Annotated in this window: 21 protein-coding genes; 7 read left to right on the top strand and 14 right to left on the bottom strand. The window is 44.8% G+C overall.

Translation table 11 applies throughout. The annotated features are described in order from the left end of the window. Positions 1-81 precede the first annotated feature (81 nt). From hfq to AC787_RS09875, 12 genes are all read right to left on the bottom strand, one after another. A complete protein-coding gene (gene hfq / locus AC787_RS09930; RefSeq protein WP_054024625.1) occupies positions 82-327 on the bottom strand; it encodes an RNA chaperone Hfq in 246 nt (81 codons plus the stop codon). 17 nt (positions 328-344) lie between these two features. Beyond that, positions 345-1,358 carry a tRNA (adenosine(37)-N6)-dimethylallyltransferase MiaA gene (miaA, locus tag AC787_RS09925; protein WP_082360701.1) on the bottom strand — a complete coding sequence of 338 codons (1,014 nt, stop codon included), beginning with the start codon at positions 1,356-1,358 and terminating at the stop codon, positions 345-347. Then, entirely contained in the window at positions 1,355-2,131 is a 777-nt protein-coding gene (locus AC787_RS09920) for a class I SAM-dependent methyltransferase (protein ID WP_054024624.1), read from the bottom strand. The genes miaA and AC787_RS09920 overlap by 4 nt, the downstream gene beginning before the upstream one ends. Beyond that, a complete protein-coding gene (gene mutL / locus AC787_RS09915; protein ID WP_054024623.1) occupies positions 2,128-4,203 on the bottom strand; it encodes a DNA mismatch repair endonuclease MutL in 2,076 nt (691 codons plus the stop codon). The genes AC787_RS09920 and mutL overlap by 4 nt, the downstream gene beginning before the upstream one ends. A 27-nt stretch (positions 4,204-4,230) precedes the next feature. Next, on the bottom strand, positions 4,231-6,930 hold the full coding sequence (gene mutS / locus AC787_RS09910; RefSeq protein ID WP_054024622.1) for a DNA mismatch repair protein MutS: 2,700 nt from the start codon (positions 6,928-6,930) through the stop codon (positions 4,231-4,233). Positions 6,931-8,272: 1,342 nt separating this feature from the next. Continuing rightward, positions 8,273-9,688 carry a putative amidoligase domain-containing protein gene (locus tag AC787_RS09905; RefSeq protein WP_054024621.1) on the bottom strand — a complete coding sequence of 472 codons (1,416 nt, stop codon included), beginning with the start codon at positions 9,686-9,688 and terminating at the stop codon, positions 8,273-8,275. 138 nt (positions 9,689-9,826) lie between these two features. Then, complete coding sequence (locus tag AC787_RS09900; protein WP_054024620.1) at positions 9,827-10,390, bottom strand: outer spore coat protein CotE; 564 nt, start codon at positions 10,388-10,390, stop codon at positions 9,827-9,829. 603 nt (positions 10,391-10,993) lie between these two features. Further along, positions 10,994-11,962 (bottom strand): aromatic acid exporter family protein, encoded by a 969-nt coding sequence (locus tag AC787_RS09895; protein WP_054024619.1) that lies wholly within the window; start codon positions 11,960-11,962, stop codon positions 10,994-10,996. A 38-nt stretch (positions 11,963-12,000) separates the two neighbouring features. Then, positions 12,001-12,798: an ABC transporter permease gene (locus tag AC787_RS09890; protein ID WP_235561065.1), complete on the bottom strand. Its 798-nt coding sequence runs from the start codon at positions 12,796-12,798 to the stop codon at positions 12,001-12,003. An 82-nt stretch (positions 12,799-12,880) separates the two neighbouring features. Next, positions 12,881-13,678 (bottom strand): ABC transporter ATP-binding protein, encoded by a 798-nt coding sequence (locus AC787_RS09885; RefSeq protein ID WP_054024618.1) that lies wholly within the window; start codon positions 13,676-13,678, stop codon positions 12,881-12,883. A gap of 27 nt (positions 13,679-13,705) precedes the next feature. Then, the gene (locus AC787_RS09880) at positions 13,706-14,716 is read right to left on the bottom strand and encodes an ABC transporter substrate-binding protein (protein ID WP_054024617.1); all 1,011 of its coding nucleotides are present in this window, start codon (positions 14,714-14,716) and stop codon (positions 13,706-13,708) included. Positions 14,717-14,876: 160 nt separating this feature from the next. Then, positions 14,877-16,391, bottom strand: a complete 1,515-nt coding sequence (locus AC787_RS09875) for a carboxypeptidase M32 (protein WP_054024616.1) — start codon at positions 16,389-16,391, stop codon at positions 14,877-14,879. Positions 16,392-16,532: 141 nt separating this feature from the next. Between AC787_RS09875 and AC787_RS09870 the strand changes: the two genes are divergently transcribed. Both AC787_RS09870 and AC787_RS09865 read left to right on the top strand, forming a co-directional pair. Beyond that, positions 16,533-16,865 (top strand): iron-sulfur cluster biosynthesis family protein, encoded by a 333-nt coding sequence (locus AC787_RS09870; protein WP_054024615.1) that lies wholly within the window; start codon positions 16,533-16,535, stop codon positions 16,863-16,865. Beyond that, a complete protein-coding gene (locus AC787_RS09865; RefSeq protein ID WP_054024614.1) occupies positions 16,862-17,422 on the top strand; it encodes a beta-class carbonic anhydrase in 561 nt (186 codons plus the stop codon). The genes AC787_RS09870 and AC787_RS09865 overlap by 4 nt, the downstream gene beginning before the upstream one ends. 35 nt (positions 17,423-17,457) lie before the next feature. Here AC787_RS09865 and AC787_RS09860 read toward each other — a convergent pair whose 3' ends face one another. After that, the gene (locus AC787_RS09860) at positions 17,458-17,997 is read right to left on the bottom strand and encodes a DUF309 domain-containing protein (RefSeq protein ID WP_054024613.1); all 540 of its coding nucleotides are present in this window, start codon (positions 17,995-17,997) and stop codon (positions 17,458-17,460) included. A 192-nt stretch (positions 17,998-18,189) separates the two neighbouring features. On the opposite strand from AC787_RS09860, the gene AC787_RS09855 reads away from it, so the two are divergent. The 3 genes from AC787_RS09855 to AC787_RS09845 all read left to right on the top strand — a co-directional run bounded on the left by AC787_RS09855 (position 18,190) and on the right by AC787_RS09845 (position 20,987). Continuing rightward, complete coding sequence (locus AC787_RS09855) at positions 18,190-18,606, top strand: hypothetical protein (RefSeq protein ID WP_054024612.1); 417 nt, start codon at positions 18,190-18,192, stop codon at positions 18,604-18,606. Positions 18,607-18,608: 2 nt separating this feature from the next. Next, the gene (locus AC787_RS09850; protein ID WP_063847509.1) at positions 18,609-18,887 is read left to right on the top strand and encodes a YxcD family protein; all 279 of its coding nucleotides are present in this window, start codon (positions 18,609-18,611) and stop codon (positions 18,885-18,887) included. A gap of 180 nt (positions 18,888-19,067) precedes the next feature. Continuing rightward, the gene (locus AC787_RS09845) at positions 19,068-20,987 is read left to right on the top strand and encodes a glycosyl hydrolase family 18 protein (RefSeq protein WP_054024611.1); all 1,920 of its coding nucleotides are present in this window, start codon (positions 19,068-19,070) and stop codon (positions 20,985-20,987) included. A gap of 59 nt (positions 20,988-21,046) precedes the next feature. On the opposite strand, the gene AC787_RS09840 is transcribed toward AC787_RS09845, so the two are convergent. Next, positions 21,047-22,321 carry an ATP-binding protein gene (locus AC787_RS09840; protein WP_054024610.1) on the bottom strand — a complete coding sequence of 425 codons (1,275 nt, stop codon included), beginning with the start codon at positions 22,319-22,321 and terminating at the stop codon, positions 21,047-21,049. A 448-nt stretch (positions 22,322-22,769) separates the two neighbouring features. Between AC787_RS09840 and AC787_RS09835 the strand changes: the two genes are divergently transcribed. Together AC787_RS09835 and nagA are read left to right on the top strand one after the other, a co-directional pair. Beyond that, entirely contained in the window at positions 22,770-23,543 is a 774-nt protein-coding gene (locus tag AC787_RS09835; RefSeq protein WP_235560942.1) for a DeoR/GlpR family DNA-binding transcription regulator, read from the top strand. Next, positions 23,533-24,681 (top strand): N-acetylglucosamine-6-phosphate deacetylase, encoded by a 1,149-nt coding sequence (gene nagA, locus AC787_RS09830; RefSeq protein ID WP_054024609.1) that lies wholly within the window; start codon positions 23,533-23,535, stop codon positions 24,679-24,681. The genes AC787_RS09835 and nagA overlap by 11 nt, the downstream gene beginning before the upstream one ends. Positions 24,682-24,705 lie beyond the last annotated feature (24 nt).

Below are 24,705 nucleotides of genomic sequence, written 5' to 3'. Positions count from 1 at the left end.
GCTTGGAGCGGGGTTGCTCTTGCCTGCCGCTATCTAGTTAAACGAGACACGTTATAAGAAAGTTTCACTATCTGATTAAGCCTATGAATCGGAACTGCTATTATCCTGCTGCATAAGAGAAACATTCCGCTGCGGGGTGAACGTCGAAATAGCATGTTTATACACCATTTGTTGCCGACCTTCGCTGTCGATGATAATAGTAAAATTATCGAACGCTTTAATAACGCCCCGAATTTGGAAGCCATTCATTAAAAAAACCGTAACCGGTATGTTGTCTTTGCGAAGCTGATTCAGGAACGTATCTTGAATATTGATCGATTTGTTCATTGGACGTTACCCCCGTCTTAAAAAGATTGATTAGAAGTATATTCAAGATTAACTTGAAACTTTCCTGCTATTATATCATGAACAGATTGCAAATTGTTGTGAAAATTTTCCCCCATATCAATCCAATGAATGTCATTCATATGACGGAACCAGGAAAGCTGGCGTTTGGCAAACCTTCTCGTATCCCTTTTTAGGAGCTGAGTCGCTGCTTCCAATGAGCATTCTCCACGCAAATACTGCGCAATCTCCTTGTAGCCAAGTCCTTGCATTGCTACCGCTGCTGGCGGTAAATCTCTCTCAAGTAAACGCCTCACCTCATCTACTAAACCTAGATCCATCATCTCATCTATCCGCTGCTCTATTCTACGATACAACTCAGCACGGTCCATAGTCAAACCGATAATGCAAAGCTCATATGGTGAAACCTTCGTTTGGCCTGCTTGCTGATCGGAAAAGGTTTGTCCCGTCATATGGTAAACTTCCAGTGCCCGAATGACTCGCCGCATGTCGTTAGGGTGCAATCTCTCCGCAGCTTTGGGGTCAATGGCAGCTAATCGCTCATGCAAAGCTTCGGCGCCAAATTCAGTCGCAAAACGCTCTTGTTCTTGCCGGAAAACAGCATCAGACCCCATTTCTGCAAACTGAAACTGATAACAAACCGACTCCACATATAAACCCGTTCCTCCGACGATAAACGGCAGTTTCCCGCGCTCGGCTATTTGCGAGATCGCTTTGGTTGCACCTGCTTGGAAATCAGCAGCGGAATATGCTTCATCCGGCTCACAAATATCAATAAGGTGATGCGGAATGCCTTCACGCTCTTCAATCCCTATTTTGGCTGTGCCAATATCCATACCTCGATATACCTGCATCGAATCGCCCGAAATAATCTCAGCATTCCATGCTTTGGCAATATCTAGACTCAAACGCGTCTTGCCTACAGCTGTTGGACCAATAAGAACTAACAAGGGCTGCTTGCGCACCGGCTGTCCTTCTTGATCTTGCTGTGCATTGTTTGTTTCTTCACTCAAAGCTGTATCACTCCATATGCAATTTTCGAAGTATTCACATGCCTGCGTTCAAATCCAAGTCTTGTAAATTCTCCGCTAGCTTGATGCTCCTTAAGGACTACGCTTTTCCTTGCTACACGCTTCGCCTGTTCAATGACTTCCTCCGTTAAGGCGTCCATATTTGCAATTGCACGAAGCGGCTCCATCGAGCTGGATTCGTTAATTGGTTTCCGAAACATAGGGTCAAAATAAACGATATCAACACTATTGTCCGGCAATCCGATTAAGTATTCCAAATGATTCATGCATTTCATCTTAATACGTCTCATCGCCTCATTCACATCAGGAAGACTCGTTTGATAACCTGCCAGACCCTCTCGAACAATTGCGCATAGGACGGGCTCGCTCTCTATCGCTGTAACTACTCCTGTAGGTCCTGAGGCATAAGAGAATACAAGAGAATCAGAGGCTAAACCAGCTGTACAATCAATGATTTGATCCCCTTCCAAACATCCCGAAAGCTGAATAAGCGGATCTGTTTCACCGCGTCGCAATCGTTTTACCCTAACAAATGCCATGCTGGGGTGAAAATAAAGCGGTGTCTCAGATTGTCCGTCGTAATACCGAACCTCTTCTTCTGTTACGACGATTAATTGATTGTCATGGCTTAACGTCAAAAGCTTATTGACTGTCAAATTTCCGCGTGCTCTTAGCGGAGAGGCTAACTCAGTTGAAAGCCGGCTTGCTTGCTCCAAAATACGAGCTGAGGGCTTAGCCGTCGTTGTAACAATCACGACATCACCCGCTTGAACATTTTTTCAAGCTGATAGGTCGACAGATGCACAATGATTGGACGACCATGCGGACAAGTATAGGGCTGTTTGCAATTTGCAAGCCTTGTCAGCAGCGTCTCGCCTTCTTCACGGTTCATGCGATCATTCGCTTTAATGGAAGCTTTGCAAGCACACATGATAGCCGCTTTCTCCCGCAGCTTGCCGATATCAATCGTTTTTCGCTCAGATATGAGCAAATCTGCCATTTCCTCAAGCAAGGACTGCTCCTCACCCTGAGGCATCCATTCCGGGTATGAACGGACAAGAAACGTTTGTGGACCAAAGGACTCAAGCTCAACTCCGGCTTGTGCAAACATAGGAATAAGGTCCCTTAGCTGCATCGCTTCTCCTGTTGTAAATTCAAGTGTTAACGGAACAAGTAATTGTTGGCTAGCGGCCTCAGGATTACCGAATTTTTGAAAGAAGTATTCATAATTGATCCGTTCATGCGCAGCATGCTGATCGATTAAATAAAGACCATCCTCGGATTGCGCTACGATGTAGGTGCCATGATGCTGTCCAATCCAGTGTAGCTCAGGAAATGATGGCTGATCCTCTATTGTATCCTCTTCTGTTCTCAGCTCAGCTACCATTGCTTGAGAAGCTGGCGGCTCTTCTATATGGTTAATTTGCGGCAAATCGACTTGGTACGCTGTAGCCTCTACATATTCTTGCGTTACAGCTGCCTCTTGCTGCGCATTCAGAATCGAAGCCGTATTTACAGGTGCTTCAAGAGAATCTAGCATCGAAGCTGTATTTATAGGTTCTTGCTCCCGAGGTGCGTACGTTTCACGGACTGTAAAATTGTCCGTAGGAGACGTTGAAGGCGGAGCATACAGCTTCTCAGCTGCATTCCTAGGAACGTACTCCCGTTCAATGACCGGCTGTTTATAAGGCGTCGAAGACGTTTTATTCGTTGCTGTCGGTTGGTATGGCTTAAACGATTCCGCCATCGGCTCAGGCCGATGGAAAGAAATCGCGTCTTGAACGAACAACGGCTTTGAACGCTCCAGCTTATTGCTTGATTCTGGTCCGGGAATATGACGCTGGCGGCCTAGCACCGCTTTAATCGCATCCTCAATCATCGTACGTAGCTCCGGTTCTTTACTGAACCTGACCTCCATCTTAGATGGATGAACGTTTACATCCAGCAAGCTAGGGTGCATTCCTATTTCTAATATCGCAAGCGGAAAACGATTGATGGGCAGCAGCGTATGATACGCCTGCAGCAACGATTGATTAATCGTATGACTGCGAATGTATCGTCCATTTACGATGGCTGTAATCCCATTTCGATTCGCACGAGTGAGCTCCGGTTTCGAGATATAGCCGCTCAGCTCATAATCCGAGGTTTCCGCTTCGATTTTGAGCATTACCTTCGCCGTATTTGAGCCATATACCGCTGCAATTACTTGCAGTCGATCGCCAGTTCCTAACGTGCGGAGCAGTACATTTCCGTTATGCTTGAACGTAAAAGCAATGCCAGGATGAGCGAGCGCAATCCGATTAATATAATCGGAAATATGTCCAAGCTCCGTTTGGATTGCTTTCATATATTTTAATCGCGCAGGCGTATTGTAAAATAAATCCCGCACGGTCATTTCCGTACCTTGCGGCGCATTTGCCGGTTCATCAATCGTAACCTTGCCGCCCTCAATTACAATCCGGCGAGCTAGTCCTGTCGATGTTTCCGAAGAGGTACATTGCAGCCTCGAAACAGCTGCAATACTCGGCAGAGCTTCTCCGCGGAAGCCAAGGCTCGCAATACGGAACAAGTCGCTCGCCGCTGAGATTTTGCTCGTCGCATGACGCTGGAACGCGGTAACGATATCAGATGCCTCTATGCCGTAACCATTGTCGATGACCTTAATAAGCGATAAGCCGCCTTCTTCGATCATAATATCAACCGTTGTACTGCCAGCGTCGACCGCATTCTCAACAAGCTCTTTGACGACCGAGGCAGGTCGCTCTACCACTTCACCTGCGGCTATTTGGTTGGCAAGCTGCTCGTCCAATATATTAATTTTTGCCATGACGTTGCCGTTCCCCCTTTCACGAAACTAGTCATTTAATTTCGATTTCATATCGTTCAGCCATTGCATAGCTTGCATTGGCGTCAAGTTGAACAAATCCAGCTTACGTAATTGCTCCGCCAGTTGCTCGGCTTTCGGATTCGCCTTCTTGCGTACTGGCTCCGCTTCAACAGCAGCTGCTGGCTCATCAAATATCGACAGCTGTACCATTGCATGGGACTCGTTAACTCTCTCATTTCGAATCTTTTCATCCGAGAACACAGAAGTCTCCTGGTGTGCTGGATATGAGAATCGGTTGCTTTGAACAGTCGTTTCGGTACCGGTTACTTGTTTCGGAGAATCATGTACGATCGTCTCATCAAGCAGCTCATAAGCTCGTCCAATGATCGATTGCGGCAACCCAGCCAATTGTGCACAATAGATGCCGTAACTAGTACTTGCAGCACCGGGAATAAGCTTACGTAGAAACGTTACATTATCGCCGCTTTCTTCGACAGCCATACGTGCGTTGGATAATGACGGCAAAGATTCCTCTAGATGCGCAAGTTCGTGAAAATGCGTTGAAACAAGCGCTTTACATCCGATATGGTGGTGCACATATTCTATTACCGCTTGTGCAATTGCCATTCCTTCACCCGTTGAAGTGCCGCGTCCCAGCTCATCAATAATAACTAGGCTCTTAGCCGTAGCTTTCTCCGTCATCAGTTGGATATCCTTCATCTCAACCATAAAGGTGCTCTGCCCACCAATAAGATCGTCAGCTGCTCCTATACGAGTAAATATGCGGTCGATAAGCGGGATAACGGCTGATTTAGCAGGAACAAAACATCCCATTTGAGCCATGATGCAAATAAGAGCAACTTGACGCATGTACGTGCTTTTGCCAGCCATATTGGGTCCTGTAATCAGAAGCATCCACTGCTCATCTTTATGAAGCGCGGTACCATTTGAGATAAATGGCGTTCCATCCATCATCGCTTCAACGACAGGATGTTTGCCTTCCTCAATTTGCAAATCATACTCTTCGGTCACGCGCGGACGAGAAAACCGGCGCTCAGCGCTGACAGTCGCTAGTGACTGATAAACATCAAGCTCTGCGATAATAGCAGCGGCTTTTTGCAGCCGATGGAGATGAAGAGACAAATGGTCACGAAGCTCAATGAATCGCCCATGTTCCAAATCGACCATTTTATCCTCGGCTTCGAGAATAAGACGCTCCTTCTCTTTGAGCTCTGGCGTTACGAACCGTTCCGCATTAGCTAACGTTTGCTTGCGCTCATATCTACCTTCAGGCAAGCTTGACAAATTCGCTTTTGAAACTTCTAAATAGTAGCCAAAAATGCGGTTATAACCGATTTTCAACGTTTTAATGCCAGTTGCCTCACGCTCTTGACGTTCGAGCTCAGCCAACCATTTTTTCCCGTTCGTGCTCGCCTCGCGCAATTGATCCAAATAAACATCGTAGCCAGCACGAATTAGTCCTCCTTCTCTAATCGTTACAGGAGGATCGTCAACTAGTACCGTCTCTATCAGATCAGCTAAATCAGCGCAATTGTCCGTCCCGTCCACAAGAGCCTTTAGCACTTCCGACCCAGATTGCTCACATAAAGCAGTCAGCTGTGGAATACGGCGAAGCGAGCTGCGAAGCGCATTTAAGTCACGCCCGTTTGCACTGCCGAAGGCTACTCTGCCTACCAGCCGTTCAAGATCATAGATGGGCTGAAGCTCCGAGCGAATATCGTCTCGTAAAATCAAATTTAAGTATAAGGTCTCCACCGCATCCAAGCGGGCTTCAACAGCAGCACTGTTTAATAGCGGCTTGTCGATCCAGCGGCGAAGCAGCCGCGCCCCCATAGACGTTTGCGTACGATCCAGCAGCCATAACAGTGAGCCTTTTTTATTGCGATCGCGAACCGTTTCAGTTAGTTCCAAATTTCTACGTGTATAATGATCCAAAATCATATATTGATTTGGCTCATAATTCGTTATAGTGCGAACATGCCCAAGCGAACGTTTCTGAGTTTCGTCCAAATAACCTGTAAGTACGCTAACGGCTAGCAGACGGGCTCCTGAAATTTTGGCAAGCTCATGATCTCCGAACTGCTCTGCAAGCTTGTCAGCCGCCATTGGCTCACGAGCTGTTAGCAGCAATTGCTTGTTCCAAACGGCAGCTTCTTGAACACGGTCAAGCAGTTCTTTGTCTCCAACCAGCTCAGACGGCTGATACACATTTATTTCATCGATTAACGCTTCAACATGCTCTGGGAATGAGGTTACATAAAGCTCCCCTGTCGATAAATCACAAGCGGATAGCCCAAATGAACCCTGAACGCGGATGATCGCAGCGATAAAGTTATTCGAATTCCCATCAAGCGCCTTCGATTCCATAACGGTACCTGGTGTAATGATCCGAACAATTTCTCGGCGAACAACGCCTTTTGCCGCTGACGGATCCTCCACCTGCTCGCAAATCGCTACTTTGTAGCCTTTGTCGACTAGTCTGCTAATATAATTCTCGGCGGAGTGATAAGGTACACCGCACATCGGTATTTTTTGCTCGCCGCCGCCCTCTCGCCCTGTCAGCGTAATTTCCAGCTCGCGTGAAGCGGCAATGGCGTCATCAAAAAACATCTCATAAAAATCGCCTAATCGAAAAAATAGAAAAGCGTCTTTTGCTTCTTCTTTTATTGATAGGTATTGCAAAATCATTGGAGTATATCCAGCCATTCCGATCCTCCTCAAAAACGTGGGCAGCATGCTGCTCCGTATATATTCATATAATTAATATCGTTAATTACATGGGCGAGTAAAAGTAAACCTTTTGCGCCCTTGCAGTAAACAGTAGATATTCATTATAACAAGCGGAACAGATGTGCGCCATAAGTGAAAAGACTTGAGAGTGGTTTGAGGGTGTGTAGGAGAATGTTTGGGAGTTGTTTTAGCCGTTTAGCTGCTAGGATTATTGTAATGTATGAGAATGCAGGTGAGCGGAATTACATTAAGATTTGCGACTGTTTATGTAACATTTTTTTGAGCTAACTTGGGAGTTTTATTAACAAACACTAGATACGTTATTATGCTCCATTTACCTGTTGATGCAGCACTACGGTTAGCCCCCCTAATGATGGAGACATACCGACCAAATCACTACTTCTCGTATTTCAGTGGCATATCTCTTCGTATTACTCGTCTCATCAAAGTGCTCGATTGTATGTCCGTTAGGAAGTTTGAGCTAACTAAGTAGAAAAGTTAACGGACATTAGAAACGTTATTATGCGCAATACCCCTCTTTTTGCAGCACTAACGGACATAGAAGCTCTTATTTGGCTCCACGAGTTCGTTTTAGCTCCATTTTGCCCGAATAGCGGATTTTATGTCCGTTAGATTCAAATTTGAGCCCGATTCTTCAAAATAGCGGCTTGTATGTCCGTTAGGAAGTTTGAGCTAACTAAGAAGAGAAGTTAACGGACTCTTGATACGTTATTATGCGCTATACCCCTCTTTTTGCAGCACTAGCGGACATACAAGCTCCTATTTGGCTCCACGAGTTAGTTTTAGCTCCATTTTGCCTGAATAGCGGATTCTATGTCCGTTAGATTAAAGTTTGAGCCCGATTCTTCAAAATAGCGGCTTGTATGTCCGTTAGGAGGTATGAGCTAACTAAGAAGAGAAGTTAACGGACACTAGATACGTTATTATGCGCAATACCCCTCTTTTTGCAGCACTAACGGACATACAAGCTCTTATTTGGCTCCACGAGTTCGTTTTAGCTCCATTTTGCCCGAATAGCGGATTCTATGTCCGTTAGATTCAAATTTGAGCTCAATACTTTAAAATAGCGGACTGTATGTCCGTTAGGAACAAGCCTAAGTTTTTGAAGTCCACCACAATTTCATTTAGCGCGCATATCGGAGCTCTCCACCCCCTGTCCCCCTTCTCCATGCAGCATTGAATTATAACTTGTTGTAAAAGACGAATGCCGTGAAGCGTGGTAACTGAATGAGCTCTAATCGTTGAGCCAAAATTGCTGAGGTGATCACGACATACAGGTCAACAAGGAGCAAGCCTATCACTTCAAAGGCAGCCTCCATTTCACGCGTATATCAGAGCTTTCATTCCATGTTGTGCCTTTTCTTGCGGCATCAAATAATGGCTCAATGTATGAGGCTAGTGCGGAGTAGCTTGCTGTGGCCGAGAGTGCTGAGGCGAGGCCATCCAAACAGTCGACCAGCTCGGCACGGTCGCCTGAATAATAGGCTTCTACAAAATGCTCATCCAGTGCAGGGATGTAGGATAGATTTAGTTCCTCGCGGGCGCAAATAAGCGCCAGCGCGAAGGAGGCTTTGGCTGCCGCAGGCGATACTAGCCAGCTCGGTAGCGTTCGGTACTCGAACCCGCCATGCGGCTGCAATCGGAAGTCCCCAAGCGTTCCATACCTTGGACGGCGGGCCCGCCCTGCGGGGTCCTCAACAAGAGCAAGCGGGAATGCCGCGTAGCTGTCCAGCAGGCGGAGCAAGCGGCTCGTTAGCGGCGTTCCGCTGAGGTGAATATGCCCGCCGAGCGCAAGCCCCGGCACGGGCATAGCTCCAGCGGCCCAGCGCAACGCGGGGTCGCTGATGCGATCGGCGGCGCGCAGCAGCAGCCGCCGCACGTTCGCGGCGAGCGCGGCCGGGCTATCGGCCGGCTCAGGCCGCAGCTCGGCGACGGGATAGAGCAGCCGTCGCCCTACGAGCAAAGCGTCGGCACCGGCCGCCCCGCCGACGCCAGCTCCAAAAAACCGCGACGCCGACGCAATCTTCCCGGCCGGCGTCACTAGCACAAACTCCGGATCGGCGCCGATGAGCAGCTGCCGATCCACAGTCCCCGCTCTCGCCGCGGCATGCCACGCGGCGAATCGCCTTAGCGAAGCAGCCTCCAGCCTCGTATCCCTCAGCTTCGGCCAAGCATCATGGACGGCTGTGCGCCCGTCCCCGCCAAGCCACACCTCGGCCTCACCAATATCGAGGCCAAGCGCATAAAGAGCCGCAACCGCGATACGCGCCACTCTGCGCAGCGCTGGATCATCAGGCCATCCGCCACTGATCGGAAGCAGCGATTTCCCCTGCATCGGCCTCCCCGTGGAATCAATGCGCAGCATTTCGACGGGCTCCAAATGTACGACACTGATGCGAAACAAACGTTCACTATGAAGAGCGGGACCGCCGCATAAGCCTGCTCGACGCCAAATACGCCGTTTCTCCGTATTGTGCAGCTTTTTTGCAATGTAGCCGTTTACATTAAGAATCCATGCCCCAGTAAACCGGCTGCTATCTATAGTGCGAGCATCTGACCATGCGAGCACAGCATCGCCAGGACTCACCACAGTCCAAGACTGCGCATGCAGCGGCTGCCCATTGCGCTCTCCAGAGGTATGCGGCTCGTTGACATCGTATGTAATTTTCTCCAGCCGATCATAGCTGCCTCGCCATATCCACGTCGAAGCCATTGCGTTCCCGCCTTTAATCTAGGTTTCTAAAGCTAAATATTGCTTTTTTAATAATTTCAAAAAAAAAGAGGGCTTTCGCCCTCGAATTTGCCGCTCTCGCAGCATATGATACCTTGACAGCAAAGCTTCCCGGCTTGCTTACAACTCATCGTCCAGCAAATCTGGATCCAAATCCTCATAATCATTATCGCCGAGGCTGAATTCCAAATCCTTGCCGTCCAGGTCGCCGCAGCCGCCTGGAAGAACTGCTACACAAACCTTAGTCTCGGCAACTAGTTCCACCGAAAACTCACGCTCTACACGAATCACGACGCCGGAACCGCTCGAAGAAATATTCGCTTCGATACAGTTTGGCTCCTGAACTACCTCGGCTGACACTTCCACTGTAGAAGGCCGATGTTTCGGGTCTACATAGGAAAGATTGACATGCTCGACGTAATGCACGGATTCCTTAGCTACGTCTGTTTGCGAGTTTTTGCTGTACGAATACCAAATGTTGATATCGTAAGTACCAATTACCTCAATGCCGTCGCCCGAACGAACCGCTTCATACTGATGGTTAATGATCCATGCTCCCAGGATACTGGTTGGATTATGAGGCGGCGTTACGGTATGGGTTACAGTGGAAAACTTACGACCTTTGCCGCAGACAGCTTTCGTAATTATTTCTCTGTATTGTAGCTGTTTATCTGCAATAGTCATTGATTTAACCTCCTCCATACAATCATTCATTTAAAGTGTATGCAGGACATTCGTCTAGGGTGACTGTTTATTTTCTCGAAATATAAGATTATATAAGTTTTATACTTATAACGATCCATATAGATCTCTGCGGAACGTATACTAGAGCCGCCCGACGTCGGAAGTAGCCGTTACGCATGAAATATAAGAATACATAAGTTCCATACTTATAATGATGCTTATATTTCTCAGCTAAACGTATGCTGTAACGAAATGGCATCCAGAGCTGCTTGCGAATGACATGCATGCAATTATAGTTTTCATCTCTAAAATCACACTTGCATATCTGCGCGAAACGATAGCACTGTTTACCAATGTCGCCGCAGCCGTTTACGTCCGAAATCCAAGCGATTATAGCTTCACCCCTATAATCACACTTGTATTTCAACGTGAAACGATAGCTATGTCTACGAATGTCTCCACAGCCGTTAACGCTTGAAATCAAGCAATTATAGTTTTAACCATATAATCAAGCTTGGATTTCTACGCGAAATGAATGCTATGTTTACGAATGTCGCCACAGCCATTTACGCTTGCCTCGCAACGAATTTTTCCCTTTACATTCTATGGCCGAAGTTCGGACGTCATGACTTTTCTTTTTTTTAATTGCTTCGCGATGCCTAAATACCGCTCCAGTTCCCTTAAAAGCATGAGCAGCGAAGCGCGAACTTCGAACTCATCTCGCGTTTTCGGAAGCTCCATCTCTTGGAATAATCGCGATAGTTCTAGCAACCGCTCTTCAACGCTACCCTTATAAACATCTGATTTCACATCACTAGACAGTTGATCAAACAGATCTGCTATCATTATCGCTTGGGGAAACTTCTCATAGACGAATGCCAGCTTAACCATCATCTGCTGAATGGATTCGAGCTGTTGGCGTCTCATTTCGAAATAGGTGGACCAATATTGCTCCTGACCCCAAAGCCGATTCTCACGATTGCGAACGGAGCGCTGAGCCCCTTCTTCAATTGCGTTATAGGCTTCCAATATTTCGGCGCCGTTCCATATATGCGTAGGATTGCGCAGCGTCATCCCCATTTCTTGAAATATGACGGCGAAGTTTTGCTCAATCGCAGAACGATAGAAGCTGAGCTGATGCTCATCCTTCGGCATATAGATGATGTTCACGATGGTTGCCCATCCCAAACCTGCAAATAACAGCATGATTTCGTTGCCAATAATATCGGTCGTCACTTCTGCCCGATTAAAAAGGTGGAACACGATTACTGAGCTCGTAACGATGCCATCCTTCAGTTGGAAGCGTGACAAAATGGGAAATGTTATGAGAATAAAAACAGCAACTGCCCAGATGTGAAAGCCAAACACTGTAAAAATAAGCGATGCAAAAAAAAGTCCGAGCACAGAAGCGATAAAACGCACAAATGCGCTCTTGAGTCCCTTCATCCTCGTCACTTCAACGCCAAGTATTGCAAGAATACCCGCGCCAAGCGGAGGCTCCAGTCCTAGATATACTGCGGTATAAATAGCTGCAATGGCGGCTAACGCCGTTTTGATAATACGAATGCCCATAAAATAACCTCGAGTACGTTAGGATTTATTTCTACATCCTACCGCTCGCGCCAACCCGCCGTCAACTTTCTCTCAAGTACAGCGACAAGCTGGTACATAACCGTTGCAACAACAGCAATCACGATTAAACTCGAAAGCACTAATGTGAAATTGAATACTTGAAAACCATATATGATCAAATAACCTAATCCCAGTTTCGCGACGAGAAATTCACCAACGATTACACCGATCCATGCGAGTCCGACATTTACTTTTAAGGTTGAAATAATGACTGGAAAGGAGCCCGGCAAAATAACAAGCTTGAATAATTGCAGCCTTGAAGCGCCAAACAGTCTAACTACCTTAATATAACCGGAGTCAATTTCGCGAAATCGATTATAAATGTTTAAAATCGTAATGATGACGGTAATCGAAAGCGTAATCGCCACGATCGACATAAAGCCTGGTCCTAGTCCCACGATAAAGATTGGACCAAGCGCCACTTTAGGCATACTATTGAGTACAACCAAATAAGGGTCGAACACGCGTGATAGAAATGGAAACCACCATAGCACAGCGGCAATCAAAGTACCTAATATGGTTCCTAACAAGAAACCTACCACGGTTTCGGTTACGGTCATGCCCACATGCGGCCATATTGAACCGTCCACCATTGTTTTCCAAAGCTGAAGAAACATCTTGGAGGGATAGCTGAACAGCAAAGGATCAATCCAATTTTTGCGCCCCGCCACTTCCCATAAAAAGGTAAACAGCAGCAGCAGCACAACCTGAGTAGCGATGACCGCAGCCGTTATTCGTCGTTTACGTTCTTTGAAGCGAGTGTGCAGCTCGCCCATCCAAGTATGGCGATCTTCTTGTATACCGGATATTGCAGCTTTACCTGGTTTATCCTTATTCCTCAAATCCAGCTCGCTGCGTTCATCCACCATTCCCACCCCCTTCCATGTCATCCTCATCAAGCTCCGCCCATAAGCGATCAAACAATTGTTGAAAGCCTGGAAGCTTGCGAGCCGCCATTGGGGATGCTTGACGGATTTCTTCCGGTATTTCCACCTCGCAACGAATATGTCCAGGATTTCGGCCAAGCACGACGACGCGATCACTCATCGCAGCCGCTTCCGCCAGATCATGCGTCACGAGTACAGCTGTTTTACCTAGACGCTTTAATGTCTGATGAACCAAGTCCTCCAATTGAAGCTTTATATGCAGATCAAGCGCCGAGAATGGCTCATCGAGCAGAAGCACTTCCGGTTCCGTTGCAAGTGTCCTTGCAAGTGCGACACGTTGCCGCATGCCGCCTGATAGCTCATGTGGATATTTGCGCCCTGAATCAGGCAGACCTAGCTCGTCTAACAGCTCATCCACCGCTTGAAGCGCCTTCTCTGATCTACGTCCGCTTATTTCAAGTCCAATTGCGGCATTTTCTTTTATGGAACGCCACGGAAACAAATAATCTTGCTGCAGCATATAGCCTACCTTGGGCGAAGGTCCCACAACCCGCTCACCATTTAGCAGTACTAGCCCCTTAGTCGGTGGAAACAAGCCAGCTAGCAGACTAAGCACCGTCGTCTTGCCGCAACCGCTCGGACCGACCAAGCTGATAAACTCCCCGCGGTTGACCGTCAGCTCAATCTGCTCAACCGCAAGGGAGGCTCCCTTTTCATTCACATATACATGTGATAATTGCTGCAGCTCAAGCACGGGTACAGTCATCATGCCTAAGCCTCCATTTCTTGCCCGCAGTTATTTCACTGCTTCGATTGCTTTTTTGGCAAAGCTTGTATCTACAAGTTCATTATGCTCAGTACGTTTCTGAAGTTCTCCCGCACTTGTAATGACGTCTAGAAGGTTATTCCATTCCCCTTCGTCAATAATGGGATCCGTTGCGAACGAGCCTTGCTTTTTGTAGCGATCAATTGAGCTAATAAGAATATCGCGATCTACATTTTCAAAATATGGAAGCACAACATCAGCAATTGCTTCGGCGCTGTTGCTATCTACCCAAAGCTGTGCTTTATGAACAGCATTCGTGAACGATTGAATTACCTTTTTGTTTTTGTCGATATAGCTTTTCTTAGCCATAAAGACAGTGTATGGAAGGTGACCGCTTTCGGCTCCAAATGATGCGACCACATGTCCCTTGCCTTCCTTCTCAAAAATCGATGCCGTTGGTTCAAACAACTGAACATAATCTCCTGTACCAGAAGCAAATGCTGCAGGAATGTTGGCAAAATCTACGTTCTGAATCAGCTCAAGATCAGCTTTCGGATCGATGCCGAGCTTTTTCAGTGCAAACTCGCCGGCCATCTGCGGCATTCCACCTTTTCTTTGGCCAAGAAATACTTTTCCTTTTAAATTGTTCCAATCGAAGCTTGCATCAGCCTCTCTGGCTACAAGGAAAGTGCCATCGGTTTGAGTCAACTGGGCAAAGTTAATGATCGGATCATCCGTTCCCTGCTGATAAACATAGATAGAAGTCTCCGAACCAACCAAAGCGACGTCAATAACATTCGAAAGCAATGCAGTCATCGTTTTGTCCCCGCCTGGCGTAGTCGTTAACTCCACATCAAGCCCTTCCTCTTTAAAAAAGCCTTTCGCGACAGCAACATACTCAGGCGCATAAAATAAGGAGCGTGTTACCTCCCCAATGCGAACCTTTACATTACCTGATTCGCTTTTACCGCAGCCTGCCAATACACTTGTCATGACAAGTGCAAAGGCTAGCAGCACCGTCAATAAAATACGTTTTTTCATTCTTCCAGTCCCTCCTGCGCAAATTTGCGATTATAAATGTACTTCAGCCTATGCGGTTCAGTCATGGGCGGTGAATGCATGCACAAAAAGAAGGCTGCCCCGTTATCGTCGATCGACGATAGGACAGCCTTCAAATTATGCTTGTATGCTGAGCTACATACTACAGCTTATAGATGTCTGTATATTTCTTCGTTAAATAGGTAACCAAATGCTGTGGATCAAGCGGTTTTCCAGTAACGCTCTGAATAAGCTCAGATGGCGTTCTCAGCTTGCCGTATTTGTAAATACGTTCGCTCAGCCATTGCTTGATCGGCAATAAATTCCCTTTTTCTACACTACCCCAGAAACCTTGCAGATCACGCTCCATCGTATCAGCAATCTGTGCCGCATACATATTGCCGAGAGAATACGAAGGGAAATAACCAAAAGCTCCACCCGACCAATGGACATCTTGAAGTACGCCTTCTGCATCATTTTGCGGAGTCACACCTAAATACTCTTTGTATTTCTCATTCCAGATAGCTGGAAGATCTGCAGCCTTCGCGCCGCCATTAAATATTAGCTTCTCGATCTCGTAACGGATAATAATGTGCAGATTATAAGTCAGCTCATCTGCTTCTATTCTTACTAGCGATGGCTGCACAACATTATTTCCACGATAAAATTGATCGACGCTCACATCAAGCTGTCCAGGAAAGCGTTGTTGAAGCTCGCCGAAATAACGATTCCAGAACGGTCTGCTCCGGCCGATTACATTTTCCCAGAAGCGGGATTGCGACTCATGAATACCCATGGAAGTACCGGTGCAAAGCGTTGTCCCGATAAGCTCTTCCATAATATTTTGCTCATACAGCGCATGACCACCCTCATGAATCGTGCCAAACAAAGCGCTCGTTACATCGTCTTCCAAATATCTTGTCGTAATCCGAACATCGCCGGGACTCAGACCAGTGGCAAATGGATGAGCGCTCTCATCCAGCCTGCCAGCTTCAAAGTTGTAGCCCATCTGTTCCAATATGTATAAGCTAAAAGCTTTTTGAGCTGATTTATCATAATTTTGTTTTAGAAATGAAGTATCAGGCTTATGTGGCGAGCTTGCAATCGCCGCTGCTAAAGGTACTAGCTGCTCCCGTAAACCACCAAATACTCGGTCCAGTTCAGCAACAGTCATGCCAGGCTCATATTGATCGAGAAGCGTATCATATCGAGTCGCTTTTGGTCCCCAAAGATCAATAAATTGGTTCGTATAGGAGATGACCTTCTCCAAATACGGCTGGAAGCTTGCATAATCATTGTTTTCCTTTGCTTCTTCCCACTTGTTTTCAGATTGAGAGGATAATACCACATATTCTTGATAAAGCTTCGGCGGTATTTTGACACTGCGATTGTACTCCTTGCGAGTCTCCGTAACTAGACGTTGATCGATTTCACTGAGCTCTGAATAGTTAGAAGAATCCTCAAGTGTTGAAAGAGATTCTCCGAGTTCGGGTGAAGTTGCCAGCTTAAAATGGTCGGCTGATAAAACACCGATTACTTCCGAGCGATTGTCCATTCCTTTGCGAGGTGCGCCTGTGCGCAAATCCCAGTAAAGAACACCAAGTGCTTCCTCATAACTCGAAATTTTGCGTATGGTTTCTTTAAAATTTTGCAGAGCTTCCGCATGTTTTGTAGACATCGTTGTTCCACCTTCCTACTTTAAGTTTTTACATTGATCATTATTCATGGGATCTTTACTTGATCTTACTTATTTCAATCCTTATAATCATCTTAAACCTGCAAGACATCCAGTGCAATAGATAGAAAGAGAGGAAACCATATGCATATTTTATTTTCCAAAGCAGCTACTGATCGGTTAACTCCTTATTTAAAAGAGGGGAAAAATCAATTGAAACTGCTTCATGATACGGAAGGCTGCGGTTGTGTCGTTAGCGGCGTTCCTGCCCTTCAGTTAATTAGTGAGCCCTCCGTGGACGACAAACTCGCTCAAGGCGAGCCATTGCCCTTCTATTATGAACCTCGTCATGAAATATATTATGAACCCCATCTTCGAGTTGATTATAACCCGGAACGAAACAGCTTTAGTCTTAAGAGTGATAGTCAAATCTATACGTTGAACCTTCGTTTTCTCAGCGGCGGAGGTGCAGCATGAACAAGATTGATGAAATATTAAGCTACAACAAAGAATTTGTAGAAAATCGGAAATACGAGAAATATTCCACAAGCAAATATCCAAACAAAAGAATGGTCATCGTCACATGCATGGATACTCGGCTGACAGAAATGCTGCCCAAAGCCATGAATCTCAAAAATGGCGATGCTAAAATAATTAAAAACGCCGGTGCTATCGTTACACAGCCCTTTGGCAATATCATGCGTAGTATCCTCGTTGCTCTATACGAGCTTCAAGCAGATGAGGTGTTTGTCATCGGTCATACTAATTGTGGTATGACTGGAATCAATCCTGAACACATTATTCAGCATATGGAAGAACGTGGTGTTTCCAATGAGACGATTACTACCTTAAAGCATTCCGGTCTTAATCTGATGCGCTGGTTAACAGGGTTCGACAACGTAAGAGACAGCGTCCTTAACAGTGTAAGCATCATTCGCAATCACCCACTGCTACCTGCTAATATTCTTGTTCATGGATTGATTATCGATTCCGAAACCGGAGAATTAGAACTAGTAGATGCTGCAACTCCTTAAGCATAATTATAAAAAAAACGGGAACATAACGGTTATTAAATCAAACCGTTGCGTTCCCGTTTTTTTGCTGCATAAGCTGCAAGTCTTGCTGCTATCACTTCAGATCTGTCTCGCTTCGTGTGCCTGTGAATAATTGCTTCTTCATCTAATGGACTTGGCGCTCCCCATATTAAGCCTCTTTGGTCACAAGTCTGCTGACACAATAAAACAAGATCATCATTTATAATTTGCAAATTAATGTCTGTATAGGTTGATTCGTCCGCTGCTTGTAAATAAGACAATCTCGAACTTATTTGCTTCTGCAAGCTGTACTTATCAATACCAAGCTCATCAAGTGGAGCTGCAGACAATCTCCGCTCAGCTTGTATAAGCATCTTAACTGCGCCAACAACATTGCCTCTGCGCTCGTGATAGAGGCCTACTGCTAGCTGAATAAGACCAACCCACGTATCTGCAAATCGATCACCGGGATTCTCTTTCCAGTACTCCTCAAGAAGCTCGTGACATTCGAAATAGTCTCGGGTTGCATGAAACTCCACTAAATAAGTGATATACGCTTTCGGAAAAGAAATCATAAAAACCTCCAAACTTCTTGCTCCAGGCAAATTCATCAATATATTGATAATAAAAATATTAGCATATGTAGCTTATACTTTCATACATTTTGACCAATCCTATATTAATAAATGAAACCATCGTCTCTATTAGCCGTATATTATCTATGTTTGTTAAGAATGTATTAAAGATATCAGGAGGAGAAAACACAGATGAAAAAGGGATTCATGGTCATGCTGGCACTCACACTATTCATCACACTAGGTTTCGGACAGTATGCCGATGCAAAACCACGAGGCGGAATGAAATCTCCGAAACAAAGCGTTACACAAAACCCTAAGAAATCGGATAACGTTAGTCAAACGAACCCAGGAAAGAAAGCAGGTACAACTACTGGTACTACAAAACCTGGATTCTTTGGCGGCGGTAGCTTGATGAAAGGTTTAATGATAGGCGGATTGGCAGGCTTGATGTTCGGCGGTTTGTTTGCGGGCATGGGTGCATTCGGTAATATTCTTGGTCTTATGATCAATCTAATGGCTATCTTCGCCATTATTATGTTGATACGCGTAGCGTTCGTTTATCTGCGCAGCAAGCGTAACCCACCCGATCAACGGAGACCATACTAATCGTGCGTATATACACGGATGAGATTATTAACGCGATCTGCCTTCACATGTCCGAACGTCGGGGAGTAAACCCTACCGATGTGGAAGTGCAGCTTTCATGGGAAGAAGAGTATGGTTATACGGCCGAGGTTTGGGTGAAAGGCCGCAGCCAGTACATTATTGAAGCTAATATCCTCGAGGCTATCGAGCAATATATGTTCAAACAATATAATCGGCGCGTTTTCCGCTCAAACATTACGTTAGATGCGGATGAAGAATTTTGGGCAGACATTTCCGATTAACAGGAATAAAGCATCCAATAGCATGCATTATCTTACAGATAAGCATCTAGCGGATGCTTTTTTTTGCTTTATTTTTCTCCTCCCAATAATTACTAGAGAAAAATTAATAGATTTCCAGCAACATCCACGCCCTCCCTGCGTCTAAACATTAGACTAGAGAGGAGTGTATGTGACATATCTATGAAAAGAAAAATGAGTACAGCACTGCTATTGCTATTCTTTTGCCAAACCATCATGACAGCAACGGCAGGAATTGCAGATGCAGCAACGAATCAAATGACGAAATTCCGTGTTTATCAGAATGACCAGGTGCTTCGTGAGTTTACTACGGAGACACAAGCCATTTCATATGCCGGGAAATTCGGTTACAGCCATGTCGAGAAAATTTCGGATCGAGCTTGGGTGTGGGACAACTTCCCGCGTTACAAGGTTTATCAGAACGGTCAAACCATCCCAAAATGGGAATTTAGCAATTACAAGCAAGCATTATCTGTTGCTAAAAATCTGACAAACGTGCATATTCGAGATCTTGAAAATATTGGCTGGAGCTATCAATCCTATTCCAAATTCAAGCTTTATCAAGGCGACAACACGCGTGACAATTGGTCCTTTCTAACGCTTGCTGCTGCTAAGCAGGAAGCCAAAAAATGGGGCAACGCGCACATTATCGATCTAACAACGAACAAATGGGTATGGGGGAACCTGACAGCCGCACAAACTAAAGCGCAACGCGCTGCTACACCTGTCTATCAAATCACTGTGGATGGAGCACCTGCCGAGGAACTTCCGCTTTACTCCTTCCTTCTTGATGCAATCAATGCCTCTTATGCCATTTCAGGCAGTGAGGTTTTGAATACGGCAACGAGCAAGGTTGTTCACTCGAATGTCCCTGCATATTTGGTAAAACAAAATGGCGCCGTGGTCGGCTCCTCTATTAACTTAGATGCTGCTGTACAGCTTGCGAAGAAAACCCCAAATGCTGAGGTTACCTTCAATGGAAAAGTATATTGGTCTGGCATTCCTTATTTAGCCGTCTATCAAGGTGACAAGAAATTAAGAACATTTAATACAAAGACCGGCGCTATTGCCTATGCGAAGGGATTTGCCAATAGTACAGTTCAAACTAACGAAGGTCGCAAAATCTTCAGTAATACCAAAAACCTTGTCTATATGGGTTGGAATGGCAGCGCGACAAGTGCAACTTTAATCAGCCATGTTGCTAATACACAAGGATTATCGATTGATTCGCCTACTTGGTTCGAATTATCCGCGGCAGACGGTTCGATAACCGACACGTCAGATCAAGCCGTCGTAGACACCTTCAAAGAACAAGGAATTAAAGTAATGCCGCTTGTTCACAATCAATTTAACAAAAAAATGACGACGGAATTTTTAAAGAACAACACAGCAAAGGAAGCCTTCATTAGCGCACTCACTGCTAAACTTTCAAAACTTGGTGTTGCAGGTGTCAATCTTGATTTTGAAGAGGTTGCTGGAACCGATCGAGCTGCCTATACCGCCTTTGTTACTGCACTCGCTAAAGCCGTACACGCCAAAGGGATGCAAATATCGATCGACTTGCCTCGCGGAAGCTTAAGCTGGAATCATATGACTGCTTATGATCATACTTCCCTAGCAGCAGTAGTCGATACTATTATTATTATGGCTTACGATGAGCATTGGAAAGGCAGCGAGATACCTGGTTCCGTCGCAGGTCTTAGCTGGGTCGAAGAAGGTGTTAAGCAATTTTTGAGCTATGGCATTCCGCGTAACAAGCTCATGCTTGGCATACCTTTTTACGTACGGGAGTGGAAGCTTGACAGCACGAATAAGCTTGTCAGCAACCGCGCCATCTTCATGAAGGAAATTCCTAAACTTATTGCAGATACGAACGCTCAAGGTGTACTAGATTCGAAATCTGGCCAGATGAAATATAAGTACGTCAAAGACGGCTTTACCTATTTATTCTGGGCTGAGACGGAAAGCACTGTGAAAGCACGTATCGACATAGCCAAATCATACGATCTGGCCGGCGTTGCAGCTTGGCGCCTCGGTTATGAAAGCTCAGATTTGTGGACGATGATGCTGCGCAATAAATAATGCAAAGAGCCCCTCTTCTCTAATGTTGGAGAATGGGGGCTCTTTGTTCATTGGAATATTTAATTCTCTGGCTCCACAGCCGGAAATCTCAGCAATACCTTCGTCCCTATTCCGAGCTCGCTTTGAAAAGCAATTTTCCCCTTTAGCGCCTCGACAATTCGATAAGTCACCAATATTCCTAAGCCCGTCCCCGATTCTTTTGTCGTAAAAAAAACGGTACCTAACTGCTCCAATTCCTCTTTGGATATCCCTTTTCCAGTATCAATAATTTCAATACAAATTTCTTCATTGTAATAATAGGCATTGACAGTCACTTCACCTTTATCAGGGATCGCTTCTACACCATTTTTTATTAAATTTAGTATCACTTGAGTCAGTTTCGGCTTGTTTGCCCATACATAAAGATCCGTTTGATTGCAATTTAGGTGGATTTGTACGTTTTGAATTAATCCATAAGAATTCATAATTTCCAAGGTATGTACAAGAAACTCAGAAACCTCGATTATTTCAAGCTGATCCGCTTGCGGCTTAGCAAGATTCAAATAATCCGAAATAATATATTCTGCTCTATCCAATTCCGATAAAGCAATATTCAAGTAATCCTTTCTTTTATCATCGACCGATTCTTTTAATAGCTGCAGAAATCCTTTCACAACCGTTAAAGGATTACGAACCTCATGGGCAACAGAAGCGGCAATTTGGCTTACGATCTTCAACCTTTCACTTCGCTCCAGCTCATGCTTCAAATAAGCAGTCTCGATAAAATGTTCTTTCAATAAAGTAGAAATTCCCATCCCAATAAATGAAGATGCAGCTAAAACCATTATAAAAATACCGTGAGAACGAATCTCAATAGAATTAGGATTACTTTCCAGATATAAAAAAAGTGATGCAATCAAAACAATAACTGAATTAATCGATAAGATCATACAAATCAGCATGCGTTTGGCAGCTTGATTTTTACGCAACGATTTTAAGAAAAAGAAACATGGCCCAACACTTAGCAATAATGATGCTGTAGAAAGGACGACGTCATCCCCTCCGATATATAAGCAGTACAAGACTGCAACAGCAAGGGCAATAACGCCCGGCAAATAGTATTTATAACCGTAAATAATTAAAACAATCAAAGGAATGCTTCTCAAATCTCCATGAAAGCTTCCTGTGACATAAACAGGATAAGCCATACACAAAATGGAAGCTGCACCAAACACAAATCCATTCAGTACTTGATATCGAATTCTATCAATTATTTTTTTTCGTGCATAAAAGAACTGTTGGATAAAGATCGGAAAACTTATGATAATAAGATGAATTAGTAATTGATTTACCATATCTATTTATCAATTCCCTCTCCTTTTACTATATTTTCGTATTTCTTCAGCACTTACTTGTCACCTGTATAATATCACAAATAATATAAATTGATCATGAAATTTTTGGTAAAAACCAGCTCAAATTCTAATTTCGAATATTAGTATAATAACTTAATGAGTCTACCTAAGCATTGATGATTTTCAGGGAACCTTTATAATATAAAAATACCCAAAAATGGTATAAATAAGATATTTTTTTCGATGCTACCAAATGAGGTTCAAGTTATGACTTTGCTTTTACTCAAACTTCCAATCATGTGTTGGTATTTAATGTTCATAATCATAGAGGAGCGATCGAATTAGAGAGTATTACTTCCAATTACTTAAAAATTACTTTCATTTACTTAAATATTGCGATAAACTTACTTATAAGGAGGTGTCCATCATCTATCAAGAGCAGCGACTATTGAAAATACTCGAATATTTAAAAGAACACCAAACGATGAGTGTCATGGATATTTGCACCCACCTCGGCGTATCAAGGGATACAGCTCGAAGGGATATTGTTAAATTAGTGCAAGAAGGTGTCGTCAATCGGACACATGGCGGTGTAGCTTCACCGCAATTACAGAAGGAGCTTGCCTCCTATCAGGATCGATTAATTGATGAAACGGATAGCAAAATCAAAATTGGGATGGTAGCAGCAAAGCTTATTCATGATCATGAGACGGTCATACTAGACGTATCTACAACGGTACAGGCTGTTGCCGAACAAATTTCCGCCAAAAACATTACGGCTGTCACTCAGTCAATAGACATTGTAAGAATTCTATCTGGCCGAGATGATCTGCAAGTCTACGTACTCGGAGGTTATTTACATGTTAAGAATCGCTTGCTGTATGGTCCCTCCGTCATTGACAAGCTTCGAGAAATGAGAGCTGATAAGGTGTTTATTGGAGCCGCGGCGATTCAAGCAGATGGGCTTTACTACCCGTATGAAGAGGATGCTCATATCAAAAAAGAAATGGCACGCAGATCGGATCAGGTCATCGTTGTTGCTGATTTCACGAAATTTAAAAACAAGTCGGTTTATCGCTTAGATTTTGACTTTGTAGATATTTTAATTACCGATCAAGAAGTGCCCAGCGATATAGAAGAAATACTTGATCAGAAAAACATAACGATTATTCGCTCTGAGATGAATAACCAACTCGAGGAGGATAACAAAGATGAATTATAAAATATTGCGTAACGTTCAAATCGTGCAACCAGACAACATATTGCCATCCGGCACAGTATGGATTAGAAATGGGATCATTGAGAGAATAGAAAATGATCATACTTCTCTTCCAGAGGGGGAATATGAAGTTATAGATGGGAAAGGTCAATTGTTAATCCCCGGCATGATCGATGTGCATATTCACGGTGCTAACGGGTTCGATATGATGGATGGCAGCGAGGCGAGTATTCAGGAGGTTTCTCGGGCTTGTGCCGCAACGGGCTGCACCTCGTTTCTTGCTACATCTGTAAGCTCTACAATGGATGAATTACTAGCTATGATCCGTAGTGTTAAACGCGTAGTTGGACTTGAAGTCGGCGCCAAAATTGCTGGACTTCATTTAGAGGGCCCTTACCTGAATCCGAAGCGTAAAGGGATGCAAAATGAAAAATATTTACGTCATCCTCATCTTGGAGAAATGAAGGAAATTTTCGAAGAAGCAGATGGACTTATTAAAATGGTCACGATTGCCCCTGAATTACCAGGTGGAATGGAACTCCTCTCTTATTTGAAGGAAATGGGAGTGATCATTGCAGTCGCACATTCTGATGCTACGTATGAGGAGGCTAAGTTAGCCTTTGATGCCGGAGCTAGCCACGTAACACATTGTTTCAATGGCATGCGACCGATTCATCATCGAGATCCAGGTCTCGTTGTCGCGGCTTTTGAAGCAGAACATGTGAGTATTCAAGCGATTGTCGATGGCATTCACCTCCATCCTGCTATTATTCGTATGATGTATCGCTTAAAAGGACCGGATAACATGGTGCTTATCACTGATGCTTTACAAGCTATGGGTCTGGGAGATGGAAGTTATCTATTTGGCGGCCACCATGTCACGGTAACCGAAGGCGTTGCGCGACTTGATGATGGGACGTTAGCCTCTAGTGTAGTTACAATGAATGAAGCGCTTCGCTTAACGACTGAAACCGGTATTTCCTTGATGGACGCAATTCAAATGGCTTCAACTACTCCTGCACGAATACTAGGTATTGATCATACGACAGGTACAATCAAAACAGGTTTAGATGCCGATATTGTTTTATTGAATGAACAGTTCAAAGTGGAATGGACAATGATTAAGGGTCAATTCATCTAAATATAAAATAAAAAAGGCCGCCAG

It is taken from the genome of Bacillus sp. FJAT-28004 (assembly GCF_001280845.1).
Lineage (GTDB): Bacteria > Bacillota > Bacilli > Paenibacillales > Paenibacillaceae > Pristimantibacillus.
The sequence above is the reverse complement of the archived record's forward strand: the minus strand, read 5'-3'. Positions and strand labels throughout refer to the sequence as shown.

Coding starts and splice junctions, on each gene's coding strand:
- hfq (WP_054024625.1), bottom strand. CDS start 327: ATGAACAAATCGATCAATATTCAAGATACGTTCCTGAATCAGCTTCGC.
- mutL (WP_054024623.1), bottom strand. CDS start 4,203: ATGGCAAAAATTAATATATTGGACGAGCAGCTTGCCAACCAAATAGCC.
- mutS (WP_054024622.1), bottom strand. CDS start 6,930: ATGGCTGGATATACTCCAATGATTTTGCAATACCTATCAATAAAAGAA.
- AC787_RS09905 (WP_054024621.1), bottom strand. CDS start 9,688: ATGGCTTCGACGTGGATATGGCGAGGCAGCTATGATCGGCTGGAGAAA.
- AC787_RS09900 (WP_054024620.1), bottom strand. CDS start 10,390: ATGACTATTGCAGATAAACAGCTACAATACAGAGAAATAATTACGAAA.
- AC787_RS09895 (WP_054024619.1), bottom strand. CDS start 11,962: ATGGGCATTCGTATTATCAAAACGGCGTTAGCCGCCATTGCAGCTATT.
- AC787_RS09890 (WP_235561065.1), bottom strand. CDS start 12,798: ATGGGCGAGCTGCACACTCGCTTCAAAGAACGTAAACGACGAATAACG.
- AC787_RS09885 (WP_054024618.1), bottom strand. CDS start 13,678: ATGATGACTGTACCCGTGCTTGAGCTGCAGCAATTATCACATGTATAT.
- AC787_RS09880 (WP_054024617.1), bottom strand. CDS start 14,716: ATGAAAAAACGTATTTTATTGACGGTGCTGCTAGCCTTTGCACTTGTC.
- AC787_RS09875 (WP_054024616.1), bottom strand. CDS start 16,391: ATGTCTACAAAACATGCGGAAGCTCTGCAAAATTTTAAAGAAACCATA.
- AC787_RS09870 (WP_054024615.1), top strand. CDS start 16,533: ATGCATATTTTATTTTCCAAAGCAGCTACTGATCGGTTAACTCCTTAT.
- AC787_RS09865 (WP_054024614.1), top strand. CDS start 16,862: ATGAACAAGATTGATGAAATATTAAGCTACAACAAAGAATTTGTAGAA.
- AC787_RS09860 (WP_054024613.1), bottom strand. CDS start 17,997: ATGATTTCTTTTCCGAAAGCGTATATCACTTATTTAGTGGAGTTTCAT.
- AC787_RS09855 (WP_054024612.1), top strand. CDS start 18,190: ATGAAAAAGGGATTCATGGTCATGCTGGCACTCACACTATTCATCACA.
- AC787_RS09845 (WP_054024611.1), top strand. CDS start 19,068: ATGAAAAGAAAAATGAGTACAGCACTGCTATTGCTATTCTTTTGCCAA.
- AC787_RS09840 (WP_054024610.1), bottom strand. CDS start 22,321: ATGGTAAATCAATTACTAATTCATCTTATTATCATAAGTTTTCCGATC.
- nagA (WP_054024609.1), top strand. CDS start 23,533: ATGAATTATAAAATATTGCGTAACGTTCAAATCGTGCAACCAGACAAC.